This window comes from Aliivibrio sp. SR45-2 (assembly GCF_963890165.1).
GTDB classification, from domain to species: Bacteria; Pseudomonadota; Gammaproteobacteria; order Enterobacterales; family Vibrionaceae; genus Aliivibrio; species Aliivibrio salmonicida.
Window position 1 is genome coordinate 21,553 of sequence record NZ_CAWPRC010000160.1, and the last position, 12,527, is coordinate 34,079.

The 12,527-nt window shown below is 41.6% G+C and carries 11 protein-coding genes; all 11 read left to right on the top strand.

Annotation, left to right across the window (positions count from 1 at the left end; all coding sequences use genetic code 11):
* The first annotated feature begins 145 nt into the window (after window positions 1–145).
* Entirely contained in the window at window positions 146–1,822 is a 1,677-nt protein-coding gene (locus AACV33_RS12180; RefSeq protein ID WP_182700289.1) for a 4Fe-4S dicluster domain-containing protein, read from the top strand.
* A gap of 4 nt (window positions 1,823–1,826) precedes the next feature.
* The gene (locus tag AACV33_RS12185) at window positions 1,827–2,438 is read left to right on the top strand and encodes a TorD/DmsD family molecular chaperone (RefSeq protein WP_012550125.1); all 612 of its coding nucleotides are present in this window, start codon (window positions 1,827–1,829) and stop codon (window positions 2,436–2,438) included.
* 78 nt (window positions 2,439–2,516) lie between these two features.
* Window positions 2,517–2,714, top strand: coding sequence for a twin-arginine translocation signal domain-containing protein (locus AACV33_RS12190; protein WP_012550126.1), 198 nt, complete (start codon window positions 2,517–2,519; stop codon window positions 2,712–2,714).
* 11 nt (window positions 2,715–2,725) lie between these two features.
* Window positions 2,726–5,581 (top strand): formate dehydrogenase subunit alpha, encoded by a 2,856-nt coding sequence (locus AACV33_RS12195; protein ID WP_182700290.1) that lies wholly within the window; start codon window positions 2,726–2,728, stop codon window positions 5,579–5,581.
* A gap of 13 nt (window positions 5,582–5,594) precedes the next feature.
* Entirely contained in the window at window positions 5,595–6,203 is a 609-nt protein-coding gene (fdh3B, locus tag AACV33_RS12200) for a formate dehydrogenase FDH3 subunit beta (RefSeq protein WP_182700291.1), read from the top strand.
* Between the two features lie 16 nt (window positions 6,204–6,219).
* A complete protein-coding gene (locus tag AACV33_RS12205; protein ID WP_182700292.1) occupies window positions 6,220–7,242 on the top strand; it encodes a formate dehydrogenase subunit gamma in 1,023 nt (340 codons plus the stop codon).
* A 243-nt stretch (window positions 7,243–7,485) separates the two neighbouring features.
* Complete coding sequence (locus AACV33_RS12210; RefSeq protein ID WP_182700293.1) at window positions 7,486–8,025, top strand: GNAT family N-acetyltransferase; 540 nt, start codon at window positions 7,486–7,488, stop codon at window positions 8,023–8,025.
* A 195-nt stretch (window positions 8,026–8,220) separates the two neighbouring features.
* Window positions 8,221–9,426 carry a hypothetical protein gene (locus tag AACV33_RS12215; RefSeq protein ID WP_182700294.1) on the top strand — a complete coding sequence of 402 codons (1,206 nt, stop codon included), beginning with the start codon at window positions 8,221–8,223 and terminating at the stop codon, window positions 9,424–9,426.
* A gap of 126 nt (window positions 9,427–9,552) precedes the next feature.
* The gene (locus AACV33_RS12220; RefSeq protein WP_182700295.1) at window positions 9,553–10,239 is read left to right on the top strand and encodes a hypothetical protein; all 687 of its coding nucleotides are present in this window, start codon (window positions 9,553–9,555) and stop codon (window positions 10,237–10,239) included.
* A 137-nt stretch (window positions 10,240–10,376) separates the two neighbouring features.
* Window positions 10,377–11,423 carry a restriction endonuclease gene (locus AACV33_RS12225; protein ID WP_182700296.1) on the top strand — a complete coding sequence of 349 codons (1,047 nt, stop codon included), beginning with the start codon at window positions 10,377–10,379 and terminating at the stop codon, window positions 11,421–11,423.
* A 142-nt stretch (window positions 11,424–11,565) separates the two neighbouring features.
* The coding region (locus AACV33_RS12230; RefSeq protein ID WP_220488672.1) for an HNH endonuclease signature motif containing protein at window positions 11,566–12,527 on the top strand (962 nt) is incomplete at its 3' end.

Genomic DNA, 12,527 nt, shown 5'->3' on the forward strand with positions numbered 1-12,527 from the left:
TAAATACCTTCAAAAATACCTCTATTTCAGTTATTTATTAAATTATTAATTACCCATTAAGTTGGTACGGTTATTGCGATGTAACACCTAATGAATCCAGTCATAGAACTGAGTAGGCCCAACGGGCTCAAGAATAGGTGAAGCAATGTTAACTCAATTTTTAGCACAATCTGAAACAACAAATGCCAAAGCTCGTCAGTTTGCTATTGCGCAAACTGTGGAACTGAACAACTTGATCCCACCGACAGTAAGTTACGAAAGTCGTGGCAATCTTGTCATCATTGGTCCAACTCGAATTATTGTTGATGTGGCTGAGCAATTCACAGACTTAAACAGCATTACGTTGGTGTCTACAGAATCAGAAATACAAGCGCATGAGTCAGATCGCACGGTGTATTTTGCAAAAGACTTATCAGTAAAAGGCTTTTTAGGCGCGTTTGATATTGAATGTGTCGTGAATGGCGAAAAAGTAAATCTAGCGAAAGTCACCACCGGCGCAATGGCTTTTGACTTGGTGTTAGACATGAAGCTAGACAGCGTTATGTCTGAGCAAGTGCCGGTTCCTGGCTATTATCCAGTAGGGCGCGGCTACCCAACATTGGCACAAGTGCTAGACGAACTGCCTGGCTTAGTGGGTACGTTTGATAAACCAAAATATTTCCGTTTAAACCCTGATTTATGTGCCCACAGTTCTCGTGGTGTAAAAGGGTGTGAGCGTTGTGTAGACGCTTGTCCTGCTGGTGCATTAACCAGTGAAGGCACCGCAGAAACGGGTCATAACATTCAAATTAACCCATACCTTTGTCAAGGTGTTGGTACGTGTTCAACAGCATGCCCAACCGAAGCTATTAGCTACGCGTTACCAGAAGCTGAAAAAACACAAAATTTCGCGGCTCGCTTATTAGCTAATTACAAAAAAGAAGGCGGAGAGACACCTATCATCGCTTTCTGTAGTGATCGCCATGAAAACTTCAATGTAATGGCATTAAAAACAATGCCAGATCACATCATCCCCGTTGTGCTTGATGAAATTTTATCTGTCGGTATTGATACGTGGTTCTCAGCGTTAGTGAATGGTGCCGCTCAAGTGCTGTTTATCGCAAGCCGTAGAATGCCAGAAACGATCCAACGAGTGCTAACGCAAGAAGTTGAAATTGCACAAGCATTCTTAACGCAACTTGGTCTTGAACCAGAACGTGTGCAAGTGGTGTACATGGAAGCGTTAAATGAAATGGTCTTAATTGACACGCCATTATCCGTTATTGATGGACCGTTAACGGGCAACAAACGTGAACGCTTGATGGGGGCATTGGATCATTTAGCCTTAAACGCCGCAGCGAATGATATTGAAGTCATCGATGTTCAAGCGATGCCATTCCACGCGCCTTATGGAACCATCGATTGTGTAACCAAAGATTGTACGTTATGCATGGGTTGTGTGGCGGTTTGTCCAACACGCGCATTGCATGGTGATCAAGACAGCCCAACCTTAAAATTCATTGAGCAAGATTGTGTTCAATGTGGTTTGTGTGTGAATGCGTGCCCAGAAAAAGCGTTAAGCATGAAAGTGCAAATGAACTGGAACAAAGAAGAACGCCAAGAAACACAAATAATGCACAAAGAAGATGCCGCTTGTTGCCTAACATGTAATAAGCCATTCGCGCCAGCATCCATGATTGAAATGCTAAGAGTTAAGTTACAAGGTAACCCGCACTTTAGCGATGAAGCTTCAATCAACCGTCTATACATGTGTGAAGACTGTCGAGTAAAAGACATCTTTATCGACTTATCAGCAAATCCAGAAAAACAATTAAAGGTCTAATACCATGAATGAACAACACCAGATCCGACAAGAAATTTATGGCTTATTAGCGCATTTATTCCGTTCAGCACCAGAGCAAGCATTGGTTGATTGGTTAGTCACCATCGAAACGGAGCAGAGCGAAACCCACGGCATGAGTCAAGCGTGGAGCCAATTGGTTAAAGCGGCAGAGCAAGCCAGCCTTAACGACACGCTAGAAAAACTAGAAGACGAATACCAAAACCTATTTATTGGTGTTGGCCGCGGTGAAGTGATGCAATTTGGATCATGGCACATTGCGGGAGCATTAATGGAAAAACCATTAGTCGCACTTCGCCAAGACCTAATGCAGTTGGGTTTTGAACGCGCAGAAGACGTAAAAGAACCAGAAGACCATATCTCAGCATTATGCGAAGTGATGGCGATGTTGATAGAAGCAGGTGAGGCAGAAGTACTGCAACAACGTTTCTTTAATCGTCATATTCAACCTTGGTATGTCTCGCTGTGTGATCAAATCAATAATGCTCAAAACGCCGATTTTTATAAATCAGTGGCGTGTTTAGCGGAAGCGTTCTTCACGGTAGAACAAACCCGTTTTGCAAAGAACCCAAATGAGATTGAAGTGACTGCGATTTAATTCGCGGTGACAAGAACAGAATTAAAACCATAAAAACAGACGCCCATTCCAAGTGAATTGGAAGCAAAGGAGCATAGCATGAGCAATAAAAAAACGGACCTAAACCGCCGAAATCTACTGAAGGGTATTGCAACTGCTGCTGCCGCAGGAACAGTAGCCGCTGCGGTTTCAGGAACAGCAAACGCAACATCAGTCACTGCTGAGACAAAAGTTGAGAAAAAAAGCGATGGATATCGTGAAACTCAACACATTCGTGATTATTACGACAGCTTATAACGGAGCACATAATGAAACTGACTAAACGTTCCGATTCGGTACAAAAACAAGAGAACCAACTGGGCATTACTCGTCGTATGTTCATGCGTACCTCAACGATTGCCGCTGGTGCAGTAGCAAGCGCAAGCATGTTTGTTCCAAGCATGATGAGAAAAGCACAAGCACAGGAAGTGCCAGTTGATGCACCAACAGAAGTGAAACGTACGATTTGTTCACACTGTTCTGTTGGTTGTGGTATCTATGCTGAAGTTCAAAATGGCGTGTGGACAGGTCAAGAACCTGCATTCGATCACCCATTTAACGCAGGCGGTCACTGTGCAAAAGGCGCAGCACTGCGTGAGCATGGTCATGGCGAACGTCGTCTAAAATACCCAATGAAGCTTGAAAATGGCAAGTGGAAAAAACTGTCATGGGATGAAGCGATCGAAGAGATTGGCAACAAAGCACTTGAGATCCGTAAAGAATCAGGTCCAGACTCAGTGTACTGGTTAGGTTCTGCGAAGCACAACAACGAACAAGCGTATTTGTACCGTAAAATGGCCTCATTATGGGGAACAAATAACGTCGATCACCAAGCGCGTATTTGTCACTCAACCACAGTAGCCGGTGTTGCAAACACATGGGGTTACGGGGCGATGACCAACTCATTCAATGACATGCATAACTGTAAATCTATGCTATTCATTGGTTCAAACCCTGCAGAAGCTCACCCAGTAGCAATGCAACATATTCTGATCGCAAAAGAGAAGAATGGTTGTAAGATCGTTGTTGCCGACCCACGTCGCACACGTACCGCAGCAAAAGCGGATCATTATGTTTCATTGCGTCCGGGTTCAGATGTCGCCTTTATTTGGGGCGTATTGTTCCATGTATTCGCAAACAAATGGGAAGATCAAGAATTCATTAACCAACGTGTGTTTGGCATGGATGAGATCCGCACTGAAGTTGCAAAATGGAACCCTGCTGAAGTGGAACGTGTTACTGGCGTGACAGAAGCGGAAGTATACGAAACCGCAAAACTGCTTTCAGAAAACCGTCCAGGTTGTGTTGTTTGGTGTATGGGTGGTACTCAACATACAACAGGTAACAACAACACTCGTGCTTACTGTATTCTAGAACTTGCTCTTGGCAATATGGGTAAATCAGGCGGCGGTGCAAACATCTTCCGTGGTCACGATAACGTACAAGGCGCAACGGATTTAGGTGTTCTTTCAGATACGCTTCCTGGCTACTACGGTGTTGGTGAAGGCGCATGGAAACACTGGTCAAAAGTGTGGGATCTCGATTACGCATGGGTTCAAAACCGATTCGACCAAGGTAAATACAACGGCAAAACGCCAATGAACAACTTTGGTATTCCTGTATCTCGTTGGGTTGATGGTGTTTTAGAAGATAAAGCAAACATCGAACAAAACGATAATATCCGCGCAATGTTCTACTGGGGTCACGCAGTAAACTCACAAACACGTGGTACTGAGATCAGAAAAGCAATGAGTAAGTTGGATATGATGGTAATCGTCGATCCATACCCAACCGTTGCCGCAGTAATGAATGATCGTACTGATGGCGTATACCTTCTTCCTGCAACAACGCAGTTTGAAACGCACGGTTCTGTAACCGCATCAAACCGTTCATTCCAATGGCGTGAGCAAGTAATTCAGCCGTTGTTTGAATCAAAACCAGACCACGAGATCATGTACCTACTGACGAAAAAGTTAGGTTACTCAGATCAACTGTTCAAACACATCAAAATTGATGAGAACAACCAACCTGTAATCGAAGACATCACACGCGAATTTAACCGCGGTATGTGGACAATCGGTTACACAGGTCAAAGCCCTGAGCGTATTAAAGCGCACACACAAAACTGGCACACGTTCCATAAAACAACGCTAGAAGCAGAAGGCGGCCCAGTTAATGGTGAAACCTACGGTCTTCCTTGGCCTTGTTGGGGCACGCCAGAAATGAAGCACCCAGGTACGCACATTCTTTATGATACGTCGAAACCTGTAGCGCAAGGCGGCGGTAACTTCCGTACTCGTTTTGGTGTGGAATACGAAGGTCAAAGTCTACTTGCTGAAGACAGCTACCCAGTAGGCTGTGAGATTGAAGATGGTCACCCAGAATTCACTGACAAACTGCTTAAGCAACTTGGTTGGTGGGACGATCTGACTGCCGATGAAAAAGTAGCAGCAGAAGGTAAAAACTGGAAAACTGACTTATCTGGCGGTATTCAACGTGTTGCCATTAAACACGGTTGTATGCCATTTGGTAATGCAAAAGCACGTGCGATTGTATGGACGTTCCCTGACCGTGTTCCACAACACCGTGAGCCGTTATACACACCACGTCGTGATTTGGTTGCTGATTACCCAACATGGGATGATCGCGCGGCTAACTTCCGTATACCAACATTGTACAAAACAATTCAAGACCAAGATAAGTCAAAAGAATACCCAATTATTCTGACCTCTGGTCGTCTGGTTGAGTACGAAGGTGGCGGTGAAGAAACGCGTTCAAACCCATGGCTTGCAGAGCTTCAACAAGAAATGTTTGTCGAAGTTAACCCGAAAGACGCAAATGACATCGGCTTTAAAGATGGTGATATGGTTTGGGTTGAAGGTGCAGAGAAAGGTCGAATTCACGTTAAAGCAATGGTGACACGTCGTGTTAAACCGGGCTTAGCGTTCGTACCATTCCACTTTGGCGGTAAATTCCAAGGTGAAGACTTAACGAATAAGTACCCAGAAGGTACGGTTCCATACGTTATTGGCGAAGCAGCAAACACAGCAACCACTTATGGTTATGATCCTGTAACACAAATGCAGGAAACCAAAGTGACACTATGTAAAATCACGAAAGCGTAAGGGGTGATATAAAATGGCTAGAATGAAATTCTTATGTGACACCAAGCGTTGTATTGAATGTAACGGCTGTGTCACAGCATGTAAAAACGAAAATGATGATGCGCTAGAGTGGGGCATCCAACGTCGTCGCGTAGTAACACTAAACGATGGTGAGCCGGGTGAAACGTCAATTTCAGTAGCATGTATGCACTGTACCGATGCGCCTTGTATGGCCGTTTGTCCTGCGGATTGTTTTGAACACACAGAAGATGGCATCGTACGTCACAACAAAGATCTTTGTATCGGTTGTGGTTACTGCCTATTTGCCTGCCCATTTGGTGCACCGCAGTTCCCTAAACAGGGTGCCTTTGCTGAGCGTGGGAAAATGGATAAGTGTACATTCTGTGCTGGTGGTCCGGGTGTAGAACCTGGTTCAAAAGAAGAGCGTGAAAAATACGGCGCAAACCGTATAGCAGAAGGCAAATTACCAATGTGTGCGTCATTATGTTCAACAAAAGCACTGCTTGCTGGTGATGCAGAGAAAGTCTCTGATATCTTCCGCCAACGTGTTGTAGAACGTGGTGCGAAAGACGCAGGTTGGACAAATGGTGAAGACTTATCGTTTGATGCGACTAAGAGCTAATCCAGTGGAGAGAGTGATGTTGACACAATTAAAACGTCTTTCTCTTTCGTTATTGCTGCCATTATTGGCAGCATTAACGCTTTCATTTTCTGTGCCTAGCATGGCAAATGAAGGCACAACGAATAAGAGTGCAGAGAAAGAAATGACCCAACTTGGTGGCGCTGATTTTTGGCGTCAAGTAAGAGCGGGCGAAGAAGGCTATACAACCTCACAGTCACCAGAGCATGGTGTATTGATCAGTACTGCTGGCGAAACATGGTATGTACTGAAAGAGAAGTGGATGTCACCATTAGGTGCATTAGCTATCTTTGGTAGTTTAGCGATGGTGGCACTGGCGTATTTCACGATTGGTCCCCTAAAGTTAAGCAAACCAAAAACAGGACGTCGAATTCAGCGTTGGAGCAAAATGGACCGTGCATTGCACTGGAGCATGGCGTTCACGTTTTTAACACTGGCGTTCAGTGGGTTATGTTTGGTTTATGGTAAGCACTTTTTAAAACCAGTATTACCAACCGATATTTGGGGCATGATCATTTATGCCGCGAAGCAGTACCACAACTACATGGGTCCAATTTTTGGCATCCTATTAATGACTGTTTTAGTGAAATGGTGGAGAAAATCCATTGTAAACAAGACAGACATTCAATGGTTCATGAAAATGGGCGGCATGGTTGGTAAGCATAAAGGCTCGCATCCATCAGCAGGTTTCTCAAACGGTGGTGAAAAAGCGATCTTCTGGCTTCTTATCTGGTTTGGTGCTATCGCAGCGATCAGTGGTTTTGTATTAGATTTCCCAATCTTCGGCCAATTACGCCGTGATATGGAATTGTCTAACTTGATCCATATGTTTGCAGCACTGATCTTGATTTGTGGTTTCATCTTCCACATCTACATTGGTCTGTTTGGTATGGAAGCAGGACTAGAAGGCATGGTGACAGGCGATGTTGACGAAACATGGGCTAAAGAGCATCACGATTTATGGTATGAAGAAGTAAAAGACTTACCAGAGAATCAGCCAAAAGACAAAAACAGCCAATAACGAGTTAATAATCGTATAGCGAAAATTGGTAAAACTAAAAGCCGAGCAGGGTAACTTGCTCGGCTTTTTTGTATCTAGTGATTGGGAAAAAGAGAAAACTCACCATTTATAGTTAATATTATCAATAGATTGGGTTTTAATGAAAATTAGACCTTAAAGGCAAAACAAAAAGAAATCACATGAAATTTACCCAGCAAATGGTATGATGTACGCATGATGAATGACCACCTCAAAGGATGGCTTATGTTTACAGTAGAAGTTGACAATGAATTGAAATTGGCACTTATTGAGCCCTCTTTTGCGAAAAAGTACTTTGAGATCGTATCGAAGGAAGAAGCCTATTTATCTCAATGGCTAGCTTGGCCGTCACACGCAAAGTCTGAGGATTTCTTTCTACGCTTTGTGCGTAAATCGTTACTTGATTATGCCGAAGGTAAAGGAATGGTTTGCGCCATGATGTACCAAGGTGAGTTGGTTGGTAATGTCAGCTTCAATACAATTAATCATAATTTAAAAATGGCTGAGATTGGCTATTGGCTTAGTGAGTCTTATCAGGGTAACGGCATTATTACTCGCGCAGTCTCTAAGTTAATCGAGATTGCTTTCACAGATTTACAGCTTGAAAAAATTCAAATAGCAGCAGGCGAGAACAACCTACCAAGCCGTAAGGTTTGTGAGCGTTTAGGCATGACATTAGAAGGCATTATTTCTAATCGTGAAAACCTGAATGGTCGCATTATCAACCATGCTATTTATGGTTTATCGAAGCAGCCTGTGAGCTAAGCGCATAAAGCGACACGTTGTCGTATAGTATGAATGAAACGATGAATGTCGAATTGTTATGATGTTGATTTATTTCAGTTTAAGAAAAAGGCTAGTAAGCCTTAATAGAATAAGTCGCGACAAATCTGGTAGGGAACTATGAGGCATTTTGTCGTAGAAAGAGCGTTATATGATTTTATTTAGATAGGAGAAACTATGAAGATTAGAACTGCAAGTGGTTTCTACTTGCCATCTTGTTTTTTTATGCAGATTGATTCTGATGACGATGTTATAAATGCGATTAATAATAATTCGCAAACATTTGCACATGAATATATTCACTTTCTTCAAGATATTATTTTTCCATATAGTATCCGCTACACCATGATGGAAAACTTGAAATTCGGTCAAATTGATTTTAGTTCAAACAGTTTAGAGCGGTTGGAAAGACCTTTTGATACTTGGGATGCTGATACCAATGTAGTTATACGTCAATTCGATTACACATGGGGGTGCTCAAGGTTTGAAGACACGGCACCGAAAATTGATGACATTCAATTCAAGCACTTTACCACATATACTGGTGCTAGAGTCTTTAAGTACCAACTATGTCTTGCTGATGGTTCTCTGTATCAAGTTGGTGCGCGTGACTTTATGGAATATATAGCACATAAGGTTGAGAGTAGGTTTTGGAGAACAAGTGCACCTGATATGCCTTATAAGGTGCCAGATATACTATTTGAACATCTTGGGTATGGTCATCTATCAAATGAGATAAAAGTTTGTATCATTGAATATTGTATGTTTAATGACAACCCCATGCACAGGTTTTATCAACTAATGACGGAGGACTTTCATAATAACTCTAATGAATTAGATGACTATGAGGGTTGTGTCAAGTATCTCCTGAACCTTGATTGGGTGGCTGTCGGTACAGGTTATGATAGTGTTTTTACTAAATCTCAAAGAAGGTTGATAGCACTAAAAGATTCGCTTAAGAGCAAATATCATAGTGATTTCGCTAGCATATCAAGTTGGATTGATCTCGTAGTTGATTATTCAAATTCGAACTTTTCAGAGAAGTTTATTTTTTCACAAATGATTTTGATGTCGCAGGCTGAATTTACTGTCTTTATTAAGACGTGTATTTCTGATATTGGAATTCCATTGGTTTTTAACGAAAAGCAGAGCTTTGTAAGCCTTCTTCCTAAGGAGTTTGATAAAGATGAGTTTCTCCAGCTTTACTATTCTTTTCAATTTATGAACTATGTCTCTTATGGCTATCAGCAGTGCCCTCAAGGACAATATTGTGTGAATAATTGTCCTAGTTCATTAAATGAACGATGTGTAAATTCACCGATGTCTAATTATTTAAACACAGAAGAATGCCCGATAAACACGCTTGTGCTGAAATACCAGTAAGTTACCAAACAATCATATAACAAACAATTTAAGAGTGATTCAGCACGCTTGGCATTTTCGCTTCGCTCAAAGTATAGCCAAGCGCAGCTCACACCTTAATGCGGCGTTAGGCAACTCGGAGGAAAAATGAACTCAGAACAAATTAGAAATAATGCAGTTAAGAAGTTGGAAGATATATCAGACTCACTAAAAATAATGAGCCATGTCTTTGAGCAGTATTCAGATGGTATCGCTAATAAGAAACTAGGTAGCTTTGAGACACTATCCGCTCTAAGCCTACGCTATAGAACAAGTGAAGATATAGTTTCAGAATCAGAGCAGACCTTAAGCTTGCAGCACGAAATGGCTTTCCAATCTCTATTTAATGTTTTTGAGGCTGCAGTGTTTGATTTACTTTCAATCTACTACGTACGAAATCCAGAATGTCTGAGTAAGAATAAGCAACTGACTTTTGGAGAAGTAATTGAGTCCGCGTCATATAATAACGTTGTTAATAAAATGGTAGCTAAAGAGTTAAATTCAATTGCGTATGACAGTATCTCAAAATGGATAAAGGTCATTAACAAAGCTCTAAAATTTCAAGTTCTCGATGATGATGAGTCCGGTGAACTATCTGAAATGAAAGTAACACGAAATATAATTGTTCATGCAGGTAGTGTTTATAACGAAATTTATCTTGAGACCTCTGGTTCATATGCAAAACATGCTATTGGTGATCATGTAGTTATAGACGAATCGTACCTTATCAATACGCACTTATTGTTGCGAAAGGTTATAGATGTAGTTGCAGATCGTGTAGAGGAACTTGCCTAACAAGGCGTTTAAGACAGATTCCCAGCGCATGGCATTTTTCATTCTATCGTTGGGTTCAGTGTTTACGGTGGTTTAGCTAGGTTTCGTGGTAGCGTTGCTCACTACTTAACGCGGCGTTAGTTACTAGAGGATAATAAATGGCAACAGTAGCCCAAATTCGCGGCGCAATGCTGGAAGAAGCGGTTTTGTACTTACTTAAAAAAGTCGGATACAAGATTGTAAGAGAACCGTTAGATTCGGTAGATAGCTCCGATTTACAAGTAAATAGTTCTGGTTTAGAAGTACAAGGTAGAGGAGCATGGCACCAAATAGATGCGCTAGCTGAACAAGAGCAAACCCCTGCATTCATGTTTCCATTAAGGCTTTTGGTGGAGGCTAAGTGCTATCCCAACCAAAGAGTGGGAATTCCAGTTGTTAGAAACTCTGTAGGTGTTCTTAAAGATATCTCTGAAAACTATTTTACTAAACATCGTGATGTTTCGACAACATCTGCAATTCGTTTCAATTATCAATCAGCGATTTTCAGTGTATCGGGCTATACAAAGCCTGCGATAGATTATGCAGTAGCACATCAGATATTTCTTATTGAATACAGAGGAATACCAGTCATTCAGCCGGTTATTGAAGCTATTGAGTCTCTTGATGAAAGTGCTTTAACAAATGCCGGCACTCGAGACATATCAGAAGTTAGATCTAGATTTAGGAAGATCCTTGAAGACCGATATCCAGATGACTATCTCAGTACTCACTTTACAGAATCTGGAATTGCCTCCATTCAAAATGTATCGGAACATTTGAACGATATTGGGGGGTCATATTTCGGTATGTTGCAAGGTCGCTGGCCTTTACATTTATTGACAGAAGAGCCTTTACCTCCACATGTATTCGAAGACGATATAGTCTATTGTAGATTGAGAGGAGAGCGAGATGGAAATTGGCGTTTTACTCCTGTCAATTATGAACCGGGTCAACCTGGATGGTTTGAGCTTCAATTCTTTTTACCTGTCGAGTTGGCTGAAAAAATGCGGTCTACGTGGGGTGATCGTGAACTAATTGCTCGTACAAAGTCTCAAAATTTTTCGTTTGTTTCCCTGTCAGGTTTTATTGGCGGAATTTGGCGCAATGTAAAAATTCAGCTTGATGAGCGTTGGTTAGAACGTTATTTGCGTCAAAATCGTAACTAACAAACTGTTTAAGAGTGATTCGCAACGCTTGGCGTTTTTACTATGCGTTGCGTTTAGTGTTTAAGGTGGTGCAGCGGCATCGATATTGCGTTGCTCACACCTTAACAGGGCGTTATACAAAATAAGAAAGTGGTTAGATAGTATGAATATTTATTCGGCAGCGATTTTTGTAAAAATGTCACCTTGTTTATTAACTTGGCTCGCAAAAAATGCGCCAAAGCAAGGTGAAAGTGAAAAATTGGGCTTTAAGTTAGTTGATGGTCAAATCGAATTTGAAAAACTAGAACTGATAAAATTTGGTAAATACCTCTCCTCACCTTGGCCATCAAAAGTTGGTACTCGACCGAATATCCCTGTAGGTATTAAAGATGAAATAAAAAATGAGGCATCGCACAAATGTACGATTTGTTCTCACACGAGCGGAGAGTTCGCTCATATCGATCCAGTCCATAACAGCAAAAATAACCATCCTCATAACTTAATATACTTGTGCCCAAATTGTCATGATCAATTTGATAACAAGAAAAACATTACTGATACAGAAATTAGGAAAATAAAATCTGACATACTATCTACAAGAATTTCAATTTGGCGTTCACATGAAAAAACTTTAGATACAACTTTAAGCCTTATAAATGAGCTCGAAGTACTTAGAGACAAGGCATCTGAATCGAATAATAGAATATACAAAGATCTCGAAGATGAGGTTGTTGATGCTGTCGAGCAAGCATTGCCGAATGTTTCCGTAGAGGTTGAAAGTATTCTGGTTAACAACCTAAATAGCATTCTCCAAGGTAAGCATTCATCTGATGACCTAATTCAAGAAAGAGCTCGGCATTTGCGAGATACTCATAAGGAAAACTGTCCATTATGCAAAGGCTGCGGTGTGTACAGGTCATTGGAGTGTCCAGTCTGTAACGGTGTTGGAACCTTAAGTGTTGAGCTTCTCTCGGACATTGATTTATCTCCATATGAGCAAGAAGAGTGCCCATTATGTAAAGGTAAAGGTAGCCATAATGAATGGGAGTGCCCGATATGTCGAGGTGTTGGAACAGTAGATGTTGAAGCTATTTCAGAGATTGATTTATCTCCGTTTGAACAGGA

Coding starts and splice junctions, on each gene's coding strand:
- AACV33_RS12180 (WP_182700289.1), top strand. CDS start 146: ATGTTAACTCAATTTTTAGCACAATCTGAAACAACAAATGCCAAAGCT.
- AACV33_RS12185 (WP_012550125.1), top strand. CDS start 1,827: ATGAATGAACAACACCAGATCCGACAAGAAATTTATGGCTTATTAGCG.
- AACV33_RS12190 (WP_012550126.1), top strand. CDS start 2,517: ATGAGCAATAAAAAAACGGACCTAAACCGCCGAAATCTACTGAAGGGT.
- AACV33_RS12195 (WP_182700290.1), top strand. CDS start 2,726: ATGAAACTGACTAAACGTTCCGATTCGGTACAAAAACAAGAGAACCAA.
- fdh3B (WP_182700291.1), top strand. CDS start 5,595: ATGGCTAGAATGAAATTCTTATGTGACACCAAGCGTTGTATTGAATGT.
- AACV33_RS12205 (WP_182700292.1), top strand. CDS start 6,220: ATGTTGACACAATTAAAACGTCTTTCTCTTTCGTTATTGCTGCCATTA.
- AACV33_RS12210 (WP_182700293.1), top strand. CDS start 7,486: ATGTTTACAGTAGAAGTTGACAATGAATTGAAATTGGCACTTATTGAG.
- AACV33_RS12215 (WP_182700294.1), top strand. CDS start 8,221: ATGAAGATTAGAACTGCAAGTGGTTTCTACTTGCCATCTTGTTTTTTT.
- AACV33_RS12220 (WP_182700295.1), top strand. CDS start 9,553: ATGAACTCAGAACAAATTAGAAATAATGCAGTTAAGAAGTTGGAAGAT.
- AACV33_RS12225 (WP_182700296.1), top strand. CDS start 10,377: ATGGCAACAGTAGCCCAAATTCGCGGCGCAATGCTGGAAGAAGCGGTT.